This window comes from Acetatifactor aquisgranensis, assembly GCF_943193215.1.
In the GTDB taxonomy this organism is placed as follows: Bacteria; Bacillota; Clostridia; order Lachnospirales; family Lachnospiraceae; genus Acetatifactor; species Acetatifactor aquisgranensis.
Map to the genome: position 1 here is coordinate 1 of NZ_CALPDH010000056.1, position 18,600 is coordinate 18,600.

Below are 18,600 nucleotides of genomic sequence, written 5' to 3' on the forward strand. Positions count from 1 at the left end.
GCGCGATGAGCTTTATTTACAAAAACTTGGGGTGACTATCAGTTGATGTTTTGAGTATATATTTTACAACTTTTAGGATAAAAAGTTATGAAGCAGTCTTTCATCGATACAATTTTCTGCATTTGACGGGAGTCAGGGTAAATGATTCAAGAGTAGGTTCTGCTATCCATTTCTATGAGAAATGTCTGGCCAGCCGTTTGACAGAAGATGATTTTCATTTTGCAAAAGACGGTTCGACAGTTCAAAAATTGGATGTATTGGAAAGTATGATGGAGATTAAGCGTAATGCCATGATAATTGGCGATTTTACTGATCGCGGGCCGAAATTGTTTACCGAGAAGGCAGCGGGGAATATATGTGGGTGTGTCGGTTTTGTAAAAGACCGGAACACGGGGTTGAATGTGCCGAATACGCTCTTGAAAAAAGATATTCGAGATGTAGTTGTGAATCCGGTACAAAAGATCTATGCAGTATTCTCTAAAATGTATATGGATGAAAAATATTCTTTGATAGAGAAAATTGATAAAAGCTTTGGGGGAAAGAAAATACATTTTTCGGGGGAAATAGAGAAGCTGTTGGAAAGATAAAATCAGGAGCTAGAGTCCGTCTACAGATAAAAGGGACGTAGAACAGGATAAGAAGACAGGGGGATTCATGAAATATGCAGTCGACAGATATGGAGTGGGTTTAGAAAAGGAATTATGAGGGAGATGACTACTGCACGGAAGAGGAAGTCAAGGCCATGCTCCGTGACGCCAGCGATTCCGGTAATGACCATAGATCGAAACACAGAGAAAGGTTGGTTGACGGCGGCAAGATTATTGATGTTTGGCAAAGGGCTTGCATATTCACATCTGGATAATGAGACTCAGATTATTCTTGGAACCGCTTATTTGGAGAATGGCGTTACGAATGCCAGAATGCAGTCGATTATCAATCGTGACAGCACGAAGATAGGGCATATGTTGGCTGATTTGGTAGAGCAGCAGATTTGTTTTTCAATGTGTTTTGGCATATGCAAAAAGTACTATGGCGGCTGTTTTTAATGCAATATATTGATAATCCATTTCCCCTCTTTGTAGCTTCCTCTCGTTCCAGAATTCCTCTTTCCTTTAATTTGTCCATTGCATATCTTATGCCGTTTTGGGACATCCCTATTTTTGCGCTATTTCTTTCTGTGTAATACCAAAGTTTTCCATTATAAATTCCAATATTGTTCTTTCCGTCTCGGACAAAGTGTTTAGAAAACTCATTTGGTTTATTTCTGTGCCAGCTTCTTTGGTTTGTACGCTAGTTTCTGTGCCAGTTTTACTATTTTCTATGCCAGTTTCTGTACCAGAACGATAGAAATTTACTCGGAAAGCATCTCCCATATCAATAAACTCCGGCTCCCGAACGCCATATTCCCTGCATCCCTGAATCATTCTCTGAATACCGGTTCCCCACTGTTCAATAATCCCCATTCGGCTGAAAACCTCTGCGATACAGACATTACGTATTTTCGAGCGCCCTGCTATTGCCTGCTCCATTGTCAATCCGCGTGTATGTGGAGGACAGGGTAGAAATAAGGTGAAAAATGCCAGATTTTGTGGATGAATAGGGGATGAATGAAAAGTTGTTACGGAATTGTTAAAAAAATTTAGTCTGTTCTTGACACAACCCTATATGGGGCATACCGGGTACAGCACCACGGAGAATGTGAATAATATCAAGATCGTGCATCTGCACTGGGGGCTGCAGCTGATTTTTGATGAGTCGCAGAAGGAGACCAGCTATGAAAAGTCAAGCCTAAATTAGCAAAAGGTAGTGTAAAAAAGTTTGTGCCTTTGGTAAAAAATGGCTCCTTTTTGGTAAGAATCAAGATATGAAAATTCTTATCGAAAAGGAGTATTTTTATGCCGGTAGCAAAGGAACAGATTCGACAGATTATTGCAGACAGCAACTTAAACAGTGTGGCAGATGTCTACACCCTCCTGAGGGATGGATTCAAAGATATCCTCCAGGAACTCATGGAGGCAGAGCTTGACGCGACACTGGGCTATGAGAAGAACAACAAAGGGAATGTGGAGACTTCAAATAAGCGCAATGGCCACTCCCCCAAGAACCTCAAGAGCCAGTACGGAGAGTTCCAGATTGATGTGCCCCGGGACAGGAACGGTGAATTCGAGCCGAAGCCCATCCCCAAATACCAGAGGGACGTCTCCGGAATCGAAGAAAAAGTCATCCCGCTCTACGGCAGGGGGATGAGCACCAGGGACATCCATGACCAGCTGCAGGACCTCTATGGGATAGAGATGTCTGCAGAGATGGTCAGCAAGATCACGGACAAGATACTGCCGGAGATCCGGGAATGGCAGTCAAGGCCCCTGAACCCGGTCTATCCATTCGTGTTCATGGACTGCATCCGCTACAAGGTCAGGGAAGACGGGCGGATACTCAGCCGTGCGGCCTATGTGGTGCTGGGCGTCACGACAGAAGGGTACAAGGAGATCCTCAGCATCACGGCAGGCGCCAACGAGAGTTCGAAGTTCTGGCTGGGATGCTGAACGACCTGAAGAACCGGGGAGGGGATGTTTTATTTTGGTGTAAAAAATTAGAAAAATCTGTATAGAGATTGGTAATACTATAATCAGTAAGATAAATCTGCAACAAAATCAATGCCGGCAATTGCCGTTCCGCTACCCCGGAGCATTTTCACCAATCCCTTACAGAATTCAGATTCATCAAAGTATTTAACAATAAAGTCCCGCAATTCTTTTGAATTTCTTGTTCCCCTGAAATACTTTTCATAGGTACTGTCAGAGCCTGGCAATACTGCCTGCAGCTCTAAATCTCTCAACACAGCATGAAAGAAATACTTTCCTATCTTCGACTTTGATTTGCAACATGCCCAAGCAGTCGAATTCCTGCCAAAATAAAACTTATTAAAAAAGTATTATCCTATAAACGTGAGCAGACGTATTTTCACTAATTATTACTCATTACTGTTCATTATACACCGAAACCGCCGGTCCTGCAAGAATTGGCAAAAGCTGCACACCCCTGATGCTGAGCCGTCCCAGACATGGCGCACGCTGAATAGGTTCACCAAAAGGGCAACTGAATATTGAGTCAGTCTCCGGGCCTAATTCCCCGCAGCTCTGCTGCGTAAGGAAATTTTGCCCTAAACTTGAAAAGGTGATATACTAAAGATGTACCACTTTGTATGTCCGGCAAAATACCGACGAGTAGTAATAGATGAAAAAGTAGACCAAGTGATAAAGGAAACATGCCGGGAAATAGAGAAGAGGTATGAAATAAGATTTCTGGAAATGGGGACAGATCGGGACCATGTGCATTTTCTGATACAGCTGGTGCCAACCTATAGCCCGAAGAAGATAATACAGATAGTGAAAAGTATAACGGCGAAAGCAGTATTTGCGAAGTGTCCGGAAGTGAAGAAAAAGCTCTGGGGAGGAGAGTTTTGGACAGATGGATATTATGTGGCAACGGTAGGAGAACATGGAAACGAGGAAGTAATCGGCAAATATGTAAGGGAACAAGGACAGGAGAAAAACTACAAGAAGCAAATGATAGGATAAGGAAAACAATTTTTGAGCCATAGGATACCTGTGCCATGGATGCGGAAAAGTGTTTCAGAGGAAATTGACAGGGAATGGAGAAGGGGAATGAAACGGATTCTGATTGTAGATGATGAGAAGGAGATCCGCGGACTGCTGGCGGAGACTTTTGCCATGGAAGGGTATGCCACTGACCAGGCGGCAGACGGGGAGAGCGCGCTTTTGCTGATAGAAAAGCAGCCGGATCTGATTCTTCTGGATATCAACCTGCCGGACATGGACGGATACCAGATCTGCCAGGCTGTCCGGGGACGCACCAATGCGCCTATTCTGTTTTTATCTGCCAGAACAGAAGAAGCCGACCGTATTATGGGATGGAAAGTGGGCGGAGATGATTATATCATGAAGCCTTTCGGCATGGAGGAATTGCTTGCCCGGATAGAGGCGCATTTCAGGAGACAGGAGAGGACCGGCCGGACCCTTGTGACGGAGGAAAATCTGACGGTGGATTTTTCCGGGCGCCGTTTCCTGGTGGATGGCCGGGACGTGGGGCTTACGAAGACGGAATATGCCATTGCGGAGCTGCTCTACACCAATAAGGGCGTGGTGCTTGACAGGGAGCGGATCTATAAGAATGTCCGGGGATATGAGGGAGAGGCGGATGCGTCCATCATTACGGAGCATATCCGGCGCATCCGGAAAAAGCTGGGGAATGCCCGGGAGAAGGAGTATATTGAGACAGTGTGGGGGGTGGGATATCGATGGATTGGCTGAGGAAGAAAGCTGCGCGTCTGGGAGCGGAATTCAGGAACGCTTCCCTGGCGAAGAGCCTCTTTTTTTATATGGCGGCAGGAGCCGTGGCCGGGATGATGCTGTGGATTCTGTCCAAGAATCTCTGCGAGAGTTGGTTCAAGGTGTTTACCGGGAAAAACCTGCAGGAGAATTTCATTCTTAGCTGGGAAATCGCACACGAGGGAACAGCGGCCATGGGTTTTCTCTGGTTTTGGTATTGGTATGGGCAGTACCCTTGTCTGGCGGTATGCTGCACGGGGGCGGGAGGGATGTTTTTGCAAAAAAAGATATACCCTGCCCTGAAGGCGGTACAGGATGCCATTGGCTGTATCGGGGCCGGAGATTACGGAAGGGAGATCGCATATCTTGACGGGGACGAGATGGGAGGACTCTGCCGAAGCTTTGAGCAGCTTCGCAGAAAGCTGGTGAGGGAGAAGAGAAGCCGTTGGATGGAGCAGGAGAGCCAGAGGCGGATCAATGCTGCCTTTGCCCATGATATCCGCACGCCGCTCACTGTGCTTTCCGGCTGTACGGAATTTCTGGAGAAGTATGTGCCAAAGGGAAAGGTTTCTGAAGAAAAGCTTCTGGAAAAGCTGGCTGTAATGCATCATCAGGAACAGCGGATTCTGGAGATTTCCAAAACCATGACACTACTCCACAGGCAGGAGGCCAGAGAGGTGTCCGGAGCATGGCAGGAGGGCACAATATTGGTGCAGCGTCTTGGAACGGCAGCCAGGGAGCTTGCAGTGGAGAAAAAGAAAACCTGCAGGATAGAGGCGCAGGGGATAGAGGGAAATTTTTTTGCAGACGGAGGGCTGATTGAGGAGGTTTTTGACAATCTGGTATCCAATGCGCTCCGTTATGCCCAAAACGGGATTATCGTTGCGTTTGTGCGGAGCGGGGAGGAATTTCTGATTTATGTGCGGGATGACGGGGCAGGATTTTCTCATAAGGCGCTTCGGTACGGCACGGACCCTTATTACAGCGAGGACAAGGAAGGGGGAGGACATTTTGGCTTGGGACTGTTCATTTCCCGGATGCTCTGTGAGAAACACGGGGGAACACTGAAACTGGTCAACAGCATAGACGGCGGGGGAATTGCGGCTGCCGCCTTTTTGGTAGGGGTTTAAGAATCCTTTTCAGAAAGTTTCAGGACTTATTTAGAAAATGTAGAGTGTTTGTAGAGATTTCTCTTGTATAGTATAGCTTATCGGGAGCAGCATTTGCTTCCTATAGTATGGAAAAGGGTTGAACAGCCCTCCGCTGCCGGACAGGGAAAAGGTGCAGGTGTCAGGGGCTGTCCAATGCTTTTTACGGAAAAAGAAAGAGAGATCTATTTTATGGAAACGGAAATTCAAATCAAAGGGTTATGCAAAAACTTCGGGAAAAAACAGGCGTTACAATCCGTTGATCTGACCATTGGGCCGGGGATGTTCGGTCTGCTTGGACCCAATGGGGCAGGAAAGACAACGCTTATGAGAGTGCTTGCCACACTGCTGCCGAAGTCTGCCGGGGAGGTGCGTGTGTGCGGGGTGCCGGTGGAACATGCCGCGGAGATCAGAAAGATGACGGGGTATCTGCCTCAGGATTTTTCCATGTACGGAAATATGTCTGCCTGTGAGGCGCTGGATTATCTGGCGGTACTCTCCGGGATTCCGAAGGCGGAGCGGAAAAAGAAGGTGCCGGAAATGCTGGAAAAGGTAAATCTCCTGGAACAGAAAAATATCCGGGTGAAAGCAATGTCGGGCGGAATGAAGCGCCGGTTGGGAATTGCCCAGGCCATCATCCATGATCCCAGGGTGATCATTGTGGATGAGCCTACGGCGGGACTGGATCCGGAGGAGAGGGTCCGTTTCCGCAACCTGCTGTGCGAAATTGCCAGAGAGCGGATCGTGCTGCTTTCCACGCACATTGTGGGAGATATCGAGGCTACCTGTGAAGAGATTGCGGTACTGAATCATGGGGAGGTAGTTTTCCGCGGAACGGTGGAGTCTCTTCTGAAGCTGGTGGAGAACAAGGTTTACTCGGCGGAGGTCTCGGCGAGAGAACTGGATGGATTAAAGGAACGTTTTATTGTTACCGGCATATTGAATAGAGGAAGCACTGCTGCCGTCAGAATCATTGCGGAGAGTATGCCGTTGGCGGAAGCGAAGTCCTGCAGCGCAGATGTGGAGGATGCCTATATGTTTCTGATGCACAGCATATCCGCGACGCCTGTGCAGAAAGGAAGTGAGCGGGCATGATGGGAGCATTATTTCTGAAGGAGTGCAGGAAGATTGCAAAAAGTCTGGTGTATTATGTCTATCTGGTAGCATTCGTGCTGTTTATCACCGGTCAGATGAGCGAAGTGGAATGGGTGGACCGGCTGTCTGAGCCCCAGCCCGGTCAGGAAAGCTATGGGTACGGATATTCCAGTGATGAGAGAGTGATCATGCAAAGCGGGTTGGAGACACTGTTTCAGGAACTGTTGTCAAATCGGTTTGCCACCTATCCTTTCGGTTTTTACAAGGAAGTGACCCTGAATGAGGAAGAACAGGAAGTACTTAAGCGCGCAATGCAGCAGTGCACGGGTATGGAATTTGAGCAGATGGCAGAGGAGAATGTGGCGTACTGGACGGAGGTTTACCGGATGGGGGCAGAGGAAAGCGCCGCGGAGTATTCGGAAGCGGAAATGTGGCACCTTCCCCTCAGGGAAAACTTAAGCTACGAAGAATTTGAACAGGTGATGGAAAAAGCTTATGAAATCGTAGGCTCCGGAAGCTATTATGAGAAGTCATCCTATGAAAAAAGAGGCATTGCGGCCCTGACCTATGAGGATGCTCTGGAACATTACCGGGAACTGTGTGAAGAAGACAGGGTCAGCGGCGCGCAGATGCGGCTGTTCTGCGATTATGCGTGCATTTTTCTTGCCATACTGCCTATATTTGTGGGAGTTTCCGCCTGTTTGAAGGATAAGAGGGCGAAAGCGGCGGAGCTTATCCGCAGCCGTTCCGTTTCCGGCGCCGCTCTGATTGGGTGCCGCTATCTGGCCAATGTGGTGATGTGTTTTGTACCGGTGCTTCTGTGTGCGCTGCTGATGCAGATGCCCTGTGTGTATGCCGCGGGCCAGGCAGGGATCAAGGCGGATGTCCTGGCGTTTGCCAAGTACAGTTTTCTGTGGCTGCTGCCGGTGATCATGGTGGTGCTTGGCGCTGCTTTTTTCCTTACGGAGGCGACGGAGACAATTCTGGCGATACCGGTCCTGCTGGCATGGGCATTCGGCTCGGTGTTTTCCGCCGCTACACTGACGGGAGATTTCGGCTGGAAACTGGTGACGCGCTGGAACACTTTCGGCAGCTACGGCAGGTATGCGGAGGAACTGGAACAGCTGTACCGGAATAAGGGAATGTATATGGCACTGGCAGTTATACTGGTTCTGCTTACGGTGGCAGTCTATGAAAAAAAGAGGCGGAAAGGGGAAATGTTGTATGGGAAATTACGTAAAAACAATTCTTAATTTTATCCGATACCATTATCTTCCCCATTTGTGCGGGGCGGCGCTTTTGGTGCTGTGTGCCGGGGCAGTGCTGAGCTTTTGCAATCTGGACACTGCCGGAGCGGCGAAGGTGATGGAGCGCTACGGTGTTCTCGCCGGGATCCTGTTGTTTACGCCTCTGTTTGTGCCGGAGAGCGACATGGAAATCTGGCAGCTGGAGGCCTCCAGGTACTTGCCTATGTGGAAGCTGTATCTGGGCAGGCTGTTTCCGGCGGTGTGCATGCTGGCAGCAGTGGTGAGCATTCTCATTCTGCGGCTTCTGGCCGGCGGCTCTGTGTTTCCGGTGTGGCTTCTGTGGCGGGGAGCGTTCTGCGAGGCTTTGTTTCTGGGAGGAATCGGTTGTTTTGCGGCGGCGGTCACCAATCAGGTGGTTCTGGGGTATATGGTGTCGGTTTTGTACTATGCCGTTAATATAGGTATGGCAAACCGTCTGTGGAAGTTCGGCCTGTTTCCTGTCTGCAGAGGCGACGAAGGAACCTGGCCCTGGCTGTTCGGGGCAGCGGCTTTCCTGACGGCAGGAGGAATCTGGCTGCGGGAACAGCTGCGCAGAGCGGCTGTTTTGAGCTGAACGGAGGCAGGCCTCAGCTGATGCTTAAGTTCGCATACTTTTTTAGGCGGCAGCCATGCAAAATAGCCAAGCCAAAAGAAAGGGAAGAATGAGAGAACAGACCGAATCGTCTGGAATATCCTGGCCAATGGCACTTCGGAACCGACAGATATGGAGAATGCCGTAAAAATCAAGGGGTTTTTTCGGGAAATGCATCCCATTCGCTCAATCCAAGGCTCTGCTTCATCCTTGCCTCCTCAAAGGTCAGCCGGGGCAAATCCTCTTTCAGATATTCCATGAGCTCGCCGATTCCTTCCCGGGTCACATTGTTTATCAGGAAGATGCGTTCGCAGCCGGCGTTGAGCAGCCACTGCCTGACCATGGGGATATTGGCGCAGGGAGAGTCGATTTTCGTGATGATGCCGATGAGGGGACGGAGGATAAAGGAGCGCAGGCTCGGGCTGAACAGGTTGTAGGGCTCGTCAGCGGCCTGGACCACGGCCACCACATCCGCCTCAAAGGAAAAACAGGCCAGCCCCACGCTGAATCGCTTGGACTCCGCGTACTCTCCCGGCGAATCGATGGTGTCATCGCCGGAGCTGGTGTATTGGGTTTTCACGTAATGGAGCTCTTCTCCGCGAAGCGCCTGGGTCAGGGAGGTCTTCCCGGCTTCGCTCCTGCCCATCAAAAATAGTTTCTTCATAATCTGCCGCCCTGTCTCCTTAATTCCTGTGGACTTCACAGGTCTGAAAGTCCAGCGCTTCCCGAAAAAATCTGACAACCTCCTCCACTGCGGTCTGTACCTCGGACAGTCCGCCGGTGAGGATTAGGGAGCCGCAGAAGCGGTCCATAAAGCCGATCTGCACATCAGCGCTTTTCAGCGCCACATCCGCGGCCACCACTACCGCCTCCCAGGGGGTAAAACGAATCAGCCCGATGGACTCTCCGGTATGGTCCTCGCCCTCATGGACGCCGATATGCAGTCCCAGATTCTGATACACTTCAGGCTGCGAGGCACTGATGATATGGGCCAGGCAGACCTCCTTTCCGGGAACCCGCAGTCGCGTGATGCGCAGTTTTTTCCCTTTGAGCTGTTCATAATCCTCATGGAACAGCCTTTCCAGCAGTTCTTCCTTTGTGATTCGGGCCATGGCTGCACTTCCTATCTCTTTGTAATCTTGCAGACGACATATTCCAGTTCGTCCCGGAAATAATTCACGATTTCAGTCATGGCTGACATGACATCTGAAATCTCTCCTGTGATGATCAGCGTCCCTGTGAACCGGTCCGCGAAGCCCAGGTAGACGTTTCCGCTCTTAACCGCGATATCGGAGGCGATGACAGCGGATTCGGGCGGCGTCATGTTCATAATCCCGATGGCGGACGACTGATAATCCACCTGGGGGTTCAGCCCCAGCTTCTGATATATGACCGGGGCCGGACCGCCCATTACATGGGCGAACGTGATTTCCTTGCCCGCCACGGTCTCCTGTACGATTCTGATCTGTTCTTCCTGTCCGTTTGCCATCTTCCTGCTCCATTCTTTCCATGGGTTTTGCTGTATTTATGGGAAACTTGATTCTTTATCCATCATACTATCAGGGCGATTTCCTGTCAAGCTGAAACTCCGGCTCGGGCATGTCCTGGGGAGATTTGGCGGTAACCGTTCAGACCGCATAAGATAGGAAGTTGCGGCGTCTTTTTCAATGTGCTATACTGATACCGATTAAATTAGCTTCAGTGATTTTGATTGATTTCGCTGCCACCAGTCTGATTCGGTTTCGCCGGAAAATCCGGCAGGTGAAGCAGGCGGAATTCGGAAGGACGTTCTGTGCCGTTTTGGACGTTGGGGAGAAAACCGGGAAGGCGTCTGCATGCAGCAGAAAGAAAGGTGATGAATATGAAGGATACGTTAAAGCGGGCAGTGGACATGCTTTTCCAGGGGGTTCCCTTTTCCCGTCAGAACGATGAGTTCAAAGAGGAAATCCTGGAATCGGCCCTTCGGAAATACCAGATCTCCAGGGAGGAAGGCGCCACGGCGGCGGAAGCGGCGGGAAATATCCTGATTCATTCGGGAAATGTGGAGGAAATCTGCCGCTATCTGGGGACAGAGAAGGCCGGGGAAGCCCCCGCAGGCGAACCTGACGGCGAAAGGGACGGCGGTGAAACAGGCGACAGCCAGCTCTGGGCAGCGGGGGAGGATGCTTTTCTGAAAACCTGGAAGAGGTTCCGTAAAAATACTTACGCCCTGGCGTTTGAACTGACAGGAATCATCGGTTCGGTTCTCAGCTTTTTTGTCATGGGACGGTTCTTTTCCCTGGAGAGCCTGGCGGCCACGGCCATTGACCTGCTGATTTTTACGATTCCTCTTGTCTTTACCATAAGGAAAAGGAAGCGGCTGACGGCAGAGACGGGCTTCTTCGACGCCTTTTATGAGGGCTCCTGTCGGGGACATGCGCAGAGGTGGTACGACTTTTATTCCAAAAAACTGATAAACACTGTATTTCTGGCCTTTTCCCTTGGATTCATCCTGCTGTTTGCCATTTTGCTGGCTATTACTACCTCAAAATATACGCTGCGGGGTGTGTTGCACGAAATCACCTTTTACCTGCTGTTTATTGAGACGGCGGTTTATCTGCTGCTGAAAAATCTGCTTTTACAGCGGATGTGGGCAGGGTTTTTCTGCGCCAGGCGCGGGCGGGAGTACAGGCAGGAGCTTCGCAGGCTCTGCGGCCTGTCGGCAGGCTATTACGGAGTCTGCCTGTGCGTCCTGTACGCAGTGAGAAACCAGACGGAAGGGATCCTGCGCTGGGCCTGCGCAGGGGTCGCCGTATATCTGGTTCTGGGGGTTTTCTATGATTTTACCCGCAGGCGGCTGTTTGTGGGCCGGAACATAAACGTCAATGCGCGGAAAATAATCGTGTATACACTGGCGGCAGCGCTTTTTTTCACCTATAATCTGATGAAGCAGGATCTGTATCTGGTGCAGCCCTATATCAGTACGGTGGGCGAAGTTCCCCACGGGCAGAGCGATATCTCCTATGATGAGGACACGGGGATCTATACCGTCACCACCAGAGAGGAGGAGTTCAAGATACTGCAGCTGACGGATATCCATCTGGGAGGCAGCATCCTGTCTGTGTCCAAGGACACGAAGGCGCTGAAAGCCTGTTACAGGCTGATCAGTGAGACGGAGCCGGATTTGGTAATCGTCACGGGAGACCTTGTCTTTCCCATGGGCATCATGTCGTTCTCCTTGAGCAACAACGCCCCCATCATGCAGTTTGCCAGCTTTATGCGGAATACGGGGATTCCCTGGGCTTTTACCTACGGCAATCACGATACGGAGGCCATGGCCACCCTGAACAGGGGGGAGGTGGACGAGCTGTTCAAGACATTGTCTTACAAAAACTCAAGGAATCTGCTGTACCCTTACGTGCAGCCGGATATCTATGGCAGGAGCAACCAGATGATTGAAATCAGGTCCGCTGACGGCAACCTGATGCAGGCCCTCTTTCTGATCGATTCCAACGATTATGTGGCGACAGGGGGGATCAACGAGTATGATTACATCCACGACGACCAGGTGGAGTGGTACGGGAGGATGGTGAAGCGCCTTTCCGAACAGGAGGGCAGGACGGTTCCCTCCATGATTTTCATCCATATCCCGCTGCGGGAGTATAAGGAGGCCAACGACCTTTACGAAAGCGGCAGCGATGAAGTGGTTTATCATTACGGGATCCTGGGGGAGACTATGATTGATAAGATATGCTGTTCGGACTATGAAAGCAAGCTTTTCCACAGGGCTGTGGAGCTTGGCAGCACGAAAGCCATCTTCTGCGGGCACGACCATTACAATAACCAGTCCCTGGAATACAAGGGCATCCGGCTGACCTATGGCTACAGCATAGACTACCTTGCCATGCCGGGAATCGACAAAGACATGGAGCAGAGGGGCGCCACCCTGATTGCCATCGGGAAGGACGGGGAGTTTTGCATCACTCCCTATAGGCTGATGGATTTGGAGGATTAGGAACTGATGGGGCAGGGAGCTGGTTTGCGTAAGGGCTGAAGCAGAAGGGCCGTTTGGTTAGCGGGCGAGCCAGATTTCTACAGGATAGGAAACAGTGGGGATTGACAGTTGCCAATGGATTATTTAGAGAAGAAAGAAGTACTGCAAAAGAATATATGTAAATATGGATAAGTTTTAAAATTAAATGCGACAAGAGGTATTAAAGCCTCTGCCGCATTTAATTTTTTACGGTAGATAATAGTAAAAGCATAGTGCGGTAGAGCTTAAAAAACTCTATCGCACTATTTTTTTATCCAAAAACAGGAAAGGAGCGCGGGGGAAATGAAAAGGAAGTACAAAAGGTTAAGCTATGAGGACAGGAAGAAAATAGAGGCTATGTGTAAGGCTGGCAGCAACGCAGAGGCTATAGCTGATGCGGTAGGTGTACACAGAGGCACTTTATACCGGGAGCTGCAAAGAGGCGGGGCAGAGAACGGAAAGCGGCAGCAGTACAGCGCAGAACTGGCGCAGCGGGCAATTTAACCAAAGAAAGGAAAGAAATGCAGTGGAAAGAAAAGCAAAGGACGCAATAGAGTTATTGCATTTATTATGCGGAAATTCTGGCTGCGTTATATCTGATAGCGGTGGCAAGGATAGCAGCGTATTAAAGCATATTGCTATGGTGGCAAAGGAAAAATACAATATGCCTTTTTCAGTTCAGCATAACCATACAACGGTAGATGCGCCGGAAACAGTTTATTTTATCAGACGCGAAAGGGAGAAATGCAGGGCAGCGGGAATTGAATATAACATCATTTATCCGAGGCGTACAATGTGGCAGCTAATTGTAGATCATGCCACACCACCAACGCGGTTAATGCGTTACTGCTGCATGGACTTAAAAGAGTATTCGGGACACGGCGAAAAGGTAGTAACAGGAGTAAGAAAAGCAGAAAGCAAAAGCAGACAAAACAATCAAAGCGCAGTTGTGTTTACGAAAGCGTCTAAAGAATTAAAAGAGAAAGCAAATATAAATGAGGATTTGAGGGCAAACGATAAAGGCGGGGTAATAATTCTGAATTTAGACAATGCAGAAACCAGACAGCTTGTAGAAAGCTGTTACCGTACAACGAAAACTTTAATAAATCCGCTTATTGACTGGGAAGATGATTATTTGTGGTGGTATATCCGGCATGAAAAAATAGAATTAAATCCGCTATATGAAGAGGGATTTTGCCGCGTTGGGTGTATAGGCTGTCCAATGGCAGGAAAAAAACGTTGGGCAGAATTTGAGAGATACCCAAAGTATAAAGAGGCGTATATAAGAGCGTTTGACAAAATGATTATAGAGAGAAAACGTAAAGGGTTAAAAGTAATGGACGCATGGAAAACAGGAAAGAAAGTTTTCAAATGGTGGATGGAGGACGACAGCTGCGACGGGCAAATGAGAATGGACGAGTGGGGGAACATTTTCGAGGAATATACATAAATCCGATTAACGAAAGAGAGGTAGAAACGTGAAAAAAATAGATTTTAAGAAATTGAAAGCAGGGGAACTGGTACAAGTGCCACGTACTCAATTTGCACCGCAACGGTACGGCTGGAATGGCTGGTTATTCAGTGAGGCAGTAGTTATAAGGAGAGCCAGAAATAAAAAGAATAATAAGCCTATGGTAGTAGTGGAAATGCGCACACCGAAAAGCAGCAATGATTACGGAACAATAGAAAAGGCTTTCTATGCAGAGCATGTATTTCAAACAAATGCAGTAGCAATAGCAAAGAAGTTTTTAGCAGAGGATAACGTAACGACTAAAGAGGAATTTTACAAATTTATAGAAAGGGACGACGTGACGGGCTGCGACTGGATAAAGTTTCTGATAGATAAGGGATTTCTATTTTGACATAGGCGGCGCTGCCGCCATTAAGCGCCTTTAATTCAGTGGGAGAATACCGCAGCCGGGCATACAGCGGGGGCGCTGGTTCGATTCCAGCAGGGCGTATTTGTAGCAGGCATGGCGAGCCTGCGGCAGATGCAGCAGGCGAAAAGCTGTTATCTGTATACCGTAGAAAAATAGCAGCGGTCATACCAGCTAGAGAGTATGTAGACGGTCAACAAGTTTTTAAGCAGCTTTTTTAAGGTGAAAAAGCACCCTTACGGTAAATATACGCCAGAACAGGAGAGCGGTAGCAGTGAAGAGACAGAGAGCACCGCCCAGAGGGAGATTTTAAGGGATTTGGCAAGGCAAGGAATATATCACGGCAGCGGCAGCAGGCGTAACAATAGCTGCCGCTGGAAGAAAAGAGGGCAGGAAAGAAATTTACCGGGAAACAAAAGAGAGGAAAATAAGAAATGATACAGATATTAGAGCTTTTCGGGGGAATAGGTAGCCCACGCTGCGCTTTACGCAATATAGGAATACCCGTAAAAGCTATTGATTATGTGGAAATAGACGGAAAGGCAGTACGTTCTTACAATGCTATGTTTGCTGATGAATTGGAGTATAAGACGCAGAGCGTTGTAGGCTGGAATTTAAAGCCGGATATTCTGATACATGGTAGCCCGTGTCAAGATTTCAGCATAGCAGGACACCAGAAAGGGGCAGACGAGGGGAGCGAAACACGCAGTAGCCTTATGTGGGAGACCATTCACATTATAGAACAAATGGGCGAATGGAAACCGGGGTATGTTATCTGGGAGAATGTAAAAAATGTCACAAGTAGACACATGAAAGCAAATTTTAACCGTTATCTATCGGAAATGGAAAGGCTTGGGTATAGCAATAATTTTAAGGTACTGGATGCTAGGGAGTTCGGGCTGCCACAGGCGCGGGAAAGAGTTTTTACAGTATCGGTACTGGGAAATGAAAAATTTTGTTTTGATGATCTGATAAAAACGCCTATGCGGGACATTAACGAATTTCTTTTAGAAGATGCACCGCCAGTATATGACGTAACACAGCCGAGCGTATTAAATGTGATAGGAAAAACGGGAATAAAGAGAGCAACGGTTATAAAGGATTTTGCATACACAATAACCACAAGGCAGGATAGAACGCCTGCACAGGTAATTGATATGGGAAACGGGCGCTATAGGTATCTGACAGAATTAGAGTGCTGGCGCTTGCAGGGCTATACTGATGCAGATTTCAAGGCAGCGGCAGCAGTACATAAAAGAGTAGGGCGCTATACAATGCCACTTTACAAGCAGGCAGGCAATAGCATACCTGTACCGATATTTGAGAGCCTGTTTAGAAAAATGATTCTGGGTGAAACAGCAGAAACGAAAGAAAGGTAGAAAAATGGGAAGAAAGCAGGAGGCAGCAGTAGACGAGTACGGCTTTAAAAAAAACTATGTAGATATATGGGGCGACAACAGCAGGGAAAGACGGGACGAGCGCACACTTATTACGGCGGGTAACTGGGTAATGATTATTAAGAGCCTGCCAGTATCGGACGCAGTAGCACCGCAGCTTTACGGCATTTATTGGGCTGTACCGTTTGTAAGAGAGGGATGGGCTGCTATTAAGGATAAGCCGGGAGCTACAGGGACGGAAATAAAAACGCTGATCGGTGTAGACGAGTACGGCAGGCAGTGTGCAAAAATCTATACACCGCATGAAGTGAAGATTTTCCCGGACGAATACAGCATATTAACGCCGGAGCGATTGGAAGAGTATAAGCAGGCGGGCTGGTATTTGCAGGAAATAAACGCAAAAGCCGAGCAGCCTTTAAACATGGAGATCATTAACGACGGCAGGGCGCTTGTGGAAGAGGAAAGGGAAATAATTTGGGCGCTGATGTTAGAGGGGCTGACAGAGCAGCAGGCGTGTGAAGAGTATTTTCTAACACATCATACAGATTACCAGAATACAGATATTTGCTATCTGCCTACGCAGAAGATTTTAGCAGAGGCGCTGGCTGTATTTGGGGAAAGGTAAGACTATGTACACATGGAAAAATGGGAACTATCAACACATAGGCGCAAATATTCAGAAAAGTATAAAAATTGATGCTGAAACGCTGGAAATTATAGAGACGGTAGAGGGGCGTAGCTTTTCTGATAAAGTGCGCAATATGGCAGAAGAGTACAGACGGCTAAAGTATGACGGGGTGGCGTCTAAAAGGTAATACATATTCAGGAATAAGTAATACAAAAATCGAATTAAGAAAGCGAGGCAGACAATGAGTGAAGTATACATACGCAGCCAGAACAAAGAAAAGCTGTACAGGCTGGGCGGTAATTACGCCTGCATAGAGTACGGGGAGCATGAGGACATAAAGAGAAAGATAGGCGGCAGCGAGGCAGATAAAAAGCGGCATACTATTTGCATTTCTGACGGCTGTTTAGAAGAGATCGGAGAGTATGAGAGCAAAGAGCGCTGTATAGAGATCATAGACGAGATACAGGGCGTATGCGGGCAGTATTTGTACGCAGCGGGTAGTAAGGGATTTATAAGAGGCATTGAGGCTATGCCGCCTATGGCAGCAGTAGTGCCGAGAGTGTACCAGATGCCGGAAAAGTGAGGGCAGGGCATGGATGGAAACGACGAGGAACGCAGCGCACTTATTCACGAATATTACCAGATATACAGAGCATTACAGAAGAGCCACAGCTTAAGAGAGCATAGCCATTTTGATATATACGGCAATAACCTTATTGAAATCTGGGAGTATGCAGGAGAGAAACGCGGGCGCTGTATCTGCAAAGCAAAAGAAGAAACAGAAATAGCCTGCTATAAGCGGGCAATAGAAATATTGATAAGTTATGGCGGGAAAGGAGATCACGCAAAGTATGAGCAAAAAGCGGAACAAAGGGCAGGATAAAAAGCCGGACTTTCTGGCAGACCTTAACGCAGGGATTCTGGACGATCTGACGAAAAGAGGCAGGATAAGCAACGCGGCAGGGCTGGCGGGAGAGCTTACGGAGCTGGAAGAGGTAACGGACATATGCGGGCTGCGGTTCAATGGCTATCTGGCAAAGATCGAGACGAAAAGACCGAGCGGCATTATTGACGAGGTAGCAGTAGCCTTTACAGAGGCAGCAGTAGACCGGGGAAAGACCGGGGACGGGCTGCGGCTTGAAAATTATTTCCTGCCGGGCAGTAGGCTTTTAATATCCGGGCGGCAGCAGGCGCTTAAAGATTTTAAGAGTGGTAAAGTGCTGGTATTCATTCTGGCAGAGTACATAGGCTTAAGCCCTAAAGCAATGACACAAAATGACATAGCGCTTGTGGGTGAGCTGAAACATAAGCCGACATACCGGGAGACACCGAGGGGCAAGCGTATTTCTGATATTTTCGTAGAGGTTGAGAATGTGCTTACAGGGACAAGCTGCTATATTCCCTGTATCTGCTGGCAGGAGAACGCGGACGAGGTAACGAACTGGCAGCAGGGCGATAAGGTTAAGCTGCTGGGAAGATGCCAGAGCCGGGAATATATGAAAGACGCAGAGGCAGGCAGGGAAGTAAGGACGGCTTACGAGATTTCAGTAAGTTTCATTAAAAGGACAGGAGAGGCAAGAAATGAGATCAAAGACAATCACAAATAGCAAGGGAGAGCCGCAGGCGACGCGCATAGAAATACCGATAGAGGGCATAGGCGGCGAGCTGGGACAGCGTGCAGTCATAAATTTAACTTCTCTTATAGCTGGACTTCAAAACATGAAAACAGAGCAGGAAGTAGTAACGCATTATCATATAATCTGCGGTTTTGCTACATGTTGCGAGCTGTGCGGATTTATGACAGAGAAAAGTACAAATGATCTGATGCACATGGTAGAGCATCTGGTAGAAAACGAGCTTGCCAGAGTGGAGGCAGAGGCGAAAGGCGGGCAGGAATGAGGACAGTATACATATGCAGCCCGTACAGGGCAAAGGACGGCGCGGAGCTTGACAGGCACATAGAGTATGCACAGGCACTTACAAAGCAGGCAATAGAGGCGGGCTTAGCGCCGATCACGCCGCATTTATACATGACACAATGCTTAAATGAGGACAAGCCGCAGGAACGGGCGGCAGGAATGGTAGCAGGCTTAGAGCTTCTTAAAAAGTGTGACTTTGTGATCGTGGGCGTTAAGTTGTCGGACGGCGAATTGAGGGAGACGCAAATGACGAATTATTTTTCCAACCTTTATCCAATTGACTGCGCAGTGCTG

Annotated in this window: 25 protein-coding genes, 1 tRNA gene and 2 pseudogenes; 23 read left to right on the plus strand and 5 right to left on the minus strand. The window is 48.6% G+C overall.

The window, feature by feature from the left end:
* Nucleotides 1-50: 50 nt before the first annotated feature.
* Both NFS35_RS27110 and NFS35_RS27115 read left to right on the plus strand, forming a co-directional pair.
* Complete coding sequence (locus NFS35_RS27110; RefSeq protein ID WP_251210098.1) at nucleotides 51-587, plus strand: PBECR4 domain-containing protein; 537 nt, start codon at nucleotides 51-53, stop codon at nucleotides 585-587.
* 183 nt (nucleotides 588-770) lie between these two features.
* Complete coding sequence (locus NFS35_RS27115; protein ID WP_251210099.1) at nucleotides 771-1,046, plus strand: hypothetical protein; 276 nt, start codon at nucleotides 771-773, stop codon at nucleotides 1,044-1,046.
* Between the two features lie 108 nt (nucleotides 1,047-1,154).
* Here NFS35_RS27115 and NFS35_RS27120 read toward each other — a convergent pair whose 3' ends face one another.
* Nucleotides 1,155-1,529 (minus strand): ATP-binding protein, encoded by a 375-nt coding sequence (locus NFS35_RS27120; protein WP_251210100.1) that lies wholly within the window; start codon nucleotides 1,527-1,529, stop codon nucleotides 1,155-1,157.
* 133 nt (nucleotides 1,530-1,662) lie between these two features.
* On the opposite strand from NFS35_RS27120, the pseudogene NFS35_RS29820 reads away from it, so the two are divergent.
* Nucleotides 1,663-1,779, plus strand: a pseudogene (locus NFS35_RS29820) (M23 family metallopeptidase); the annotation flags it as partial.
* Nucleotides 1,780-1,895: 116 nt separating this feature from the next.
* Nucleotides 1,896-2,587, plus strand: a pseudogene (locus NFS35_RS27130) (IS256 family transposase); the annotation flags it as partial.
* Between the two features lie 42 nt (nucleotides 2,588-2,629).
* Here NFS35_RS27130 and NFS35_RS27135 read toward each other — a convergent pair.
* Nucleotides 2,630-2,839 carry a hypothetical protein gene (locus NFS35_RS27135; RefSeq protein ID WP_251210101.1) on the minus strand — a complete coding sequence of 70 codons (210 nt, stop codon included), beginning with the start codon at nucleotides 2,837-2,839 and terminating at the stop codon, nucleotides 2,630-2,632.
* A gap of 352 nt (nucleotides 2,840-3,191) precedes the next feature.
* On the opposite strand from NFS35_RS27135, the gene tnpA reads away from it, so the two are divergent.
* From tnpA to NFS35_RS27165, 6 genes are all read left to right on the plus strand, one after another.
* Nucleotides 3,192-3,581, plus strand: coding sequence for an IS200/IS605 family transposase (gene tnpA, locus NFS35_RS27140; protein WP_251210102.1), 390 nt, complete (start codon nucleotides 3,192-3,194; stop codon nucleotides 3,579-3,581).
* A gap of 87 nt (nucleotides 3,582-3,668) precedes the next feature.
* Nucleotides 3,669-4,334: a response regulator transcription factor gene (locus NFS35_RS27145; RefSeq protein WP_251210103.1), complete on the plus strand. Its 666-nt coding sequence runs from the start codon at nucleotides 3,669-3,671 to the stop codon at nucleotides 4,332-4,334.
* A complete protein-coding gene (locus tag NFS35_RS27150) occupies nucleotides 4,322-5,482 on the plus strand; it encodes a sensor histidine kinase (protein ID WP_251210104.1) in 1,161 nt (386 codons plus the stop codon). The genes NFS35_RS27145 and NFS35_RS27150 overlap by 13 nt, the downstream gene beginning before the upstream one ends.
* Before the next feature lie 210 nt (nucleotides 5,483-5,692).
* A complete protein-coding gene (locus NFS35_RS27155) occupies nucleotides 5,693-6,595 on the plus strand; it encodes an ABC transporter ATP-binding protein (protein ID WP_251210105.1) in 903 nt (300 codons plus the stop codon).
* Nucleotides 6,592-7,848: an ABC transporter permease gene (locus NFS35_RS27160; RefSeq protein WP_251210106.1), complete on the plus strand. Its 1,257-nt coding sequence runs from the start codon at nucleotides 6,592-6,594 to the stop codon at nucleotides 7,846-7,848. The genes NFS35_RS27155 and NFS35_RS27160 overlap by 4 nt, the downstream gene beginning before the upstream one ends.
* Complete coding sequence (locus NFS35_RS27165) at nucleotides 7,820-8,455, plus strand: hypothetical protein (protein ID WP_251210107.1); 636 nt, start codon at nucleotides 7,820-7,822, stop codon at nucleotides 8,453-8,455. The genes NFS35_RS27160 and NFS35_RS27165 overlap by 29 nt, the downstream gene beginning before the upstream one ends.
* Before the next feature lie 169 nt (nucleotides 8,456-8,624).
* Here NFS35_RS27165 and NFS35_RS27170 read toward each other — a convergent pair whose 3' ends face one another.
* Genes NFS35_RS27170 through NFS35_RS27180 form a run of 3 tightly spaced genes read right to left on the minus strand, consistent with a single transcriptional unit; the run spans nucleotide 8,625 to nucleotide 9,962 of the window.
* The gene (locus NFS35_RS27170; protein ID WP_251210108.1) at nucleotides 8,625-9,137 is read right to left on the minus strand and encodes a EutP/PduV family microcompartment system protein; all 513 of its coding nucleotides are present in this window, start codon (nucleotides 9,135-9,137) and stop codon (nucleotides 8,625-8,627) included.
* A gap of 19 nt (nucleotides 9,138-9,156) precedes the next feature.
* Nucleotides 9,157-9,585, minus strand: coding sequence for a BMC domain-containing protein (locus NFS35_RS27175; protein WP_251210109.1), 429 nt, complete (start codon nucleotides 9,583-9,585; stop codon nucleotides 9,157-9,159).
* Between the two features lie 11 nt (nucleotides 9,586-9,596).
* Nucleotides 9,597-9,962: a BMC domain-containing protein gene (locus NFS35_RS27180; RefSeq protein ID WP_251210110.1), complete on the minus strand. Its 366-nt coding sequence runs from the start codon at nucleotides 9,960-9,962 to the stop codon at nucleotides 9,597-9,599.
* A gap of 372 nt (nucleotides 9,963-10,334) precedes the next feature.
* Here NFS35_RS27180 and NFS35_RS27185 point away from each other — a divergent pair, with 372 nt between their 5' ends.
* The 13 genes from NFS35_RS27185 to NFS35_RS27245 all read left to right on the plus strand — a co-directional run.
* On the plus strand, nucleotides 10,335-12,467 hold the full coding sequence (locus tag NFS35_RS27185; RefSeq protein ID WP_251210111.1) for a metallophosphoesterase family protein: 2,133 nt from the start codon (nucleotides 10,335-10,337) through the stop codon (nucleotides 12,465-12,467).
* A gap of 321 nt (nucleotides 12,468-12,788) precedes the next feature.
* Nucleotides 12,789-12,989, plus strand: a complete 201-nt coding sequence (locus NFS35_RS27190) for a helix-turn-helix domain-containing protein (protein WP_251210112.1) — start codon at nucleotides 12,789-12,791, stop codon at nucleotides 12,987-12,989.
* Nucleotides 12,990-13,011: 22 nt separating this feature from the next.
* Nucleotides 13,012-13,935: a phosphoadenosine phosphosulfate reductase family protein gene (locus tag NFS35_RS27195; RefSeq protein ID WP_251210113.1), complete on the plus strand. Its 924-nt coding sequence runs from the start codon at nucleotides 13,012-13,014 to the stop codon at nucleotides 13,933-13,935.
* Nucleotides 13,936-13,963: 28 nt separating this feature from the next.
* Nucleotides 13,964-14,347 (plus strand): hypothetical protein, encoded by a 384-nt coding sequence (locus tag NFS35_RS27200; protein ID WP_103241022.1) that lies wholly within the window; start codon nucleotides 13,964-13,966, stop codon nucleotides 14,345-14,347.
* Between the two features lie 24 nt (nucleotides 14,348-14,371).
* A tRNA-OTHER gene (locus NFS35_RS27205) sits at nucleotides 14,372-14,446 on the plus strand.
* Nucleotides 14,447-14,796: 350 nt separating this feature from the next.
* Nucleotides 14,797-15,741 carry a DNA cytosine methyltransferase gene (locus NFS35_RS27210; RefSeq protein ID WP_251210114.1) on the plus strand — a complete coding sequence of 315 codons (945 nt, stop codon included), beginning with the start codon at nucleotides 14,797-14,799 and terminating at the stop codon, nucleotides 15,739-15,741.
* Nucleotides 15,742-15,745: 4 nt separating this feature from the next.
* Nucleotides 15,746-16,384: a hypothetical protein gene (locus NFS35_RS27215; protein WP_251210115.1), complete on the plus strand. Its 639-nt coding sequence runs from the start codon at nucleotides 15,746-15,748 to the stop codon at nucleotides 16,382-16,384.
* Between the two features lie 4 nt (nucleotides 16,385-16,388).
* Entirely contained in the window at nucleotides 16,389-16,574 is a 186-nt protein-coding gene (locus tag NFS35_RS27220; protein ID WP_251210116.1) for a hypothetical protein, read from the plus strand.
* 54 nt (nucleotides 16,575-16,628) lie between these two features.
* Nucleotides 16,629-16,970, plus strand: a complete 342-nt coding sequence (locus tag NFS35_RS27225) for a long-chain fatty acid--CoA ligase (RefSeq protein WP_251210117.1) — start codon at nucleotides 16,629-16,631, stop codon at nucleotides 16,968-16,970.
* A gap of 9 nt (nucleotides 16,971-16,979) precedes the next feature.
* A complete protein-coding gene (locus tag NFS35_RS27230) occupies nucleotides 16,980-17,270 on the plus strand; it encodes a hypothetical protein (RefSeq protein WP_251210118.1) in 291 nt (96 codons plus the stop codon).
* On the plus strand, nucleotides 17,239-17,994 hold the full coding sequence (locus NFS35_RS27235) for a single-stranded DNA-binding protein (RefSeq protein WP_251210119.1): 756 nt from the start codon (nucleotides 17,239-17,241) through the stop codon (nucleotides 17,992-17,994). Before NFS35_RS27230 ends, NFS35_RS27235 begins: the two co-directional genes overlap by 32 nt.
* Complete coding sequence (locus tag NFS35_RS27240; protein ID WP_251210120.1) at nucleotides 17,969-18,286, plus strand: hypothetical protein; 318 nt, start codon at nucleotides 17,969-17,971, stop codon at nucleotides 18,284-18,286. Before NFS35_RS27235 ends, NFS35_RS27240 begins: the two co-directional genes overlap by 26 nt.
* On the plus strand, nucleotides 18,283-18,600 hold a 318-nt coding region (locus NFS35_RS27245), incomplete at its 3' end, for a DUF7768 domain-containing protein (protein ID WP_456298466.1). The genes NFS35_RS27240 and NFS35_RS27245, both read left to right, overlap by 4 nt.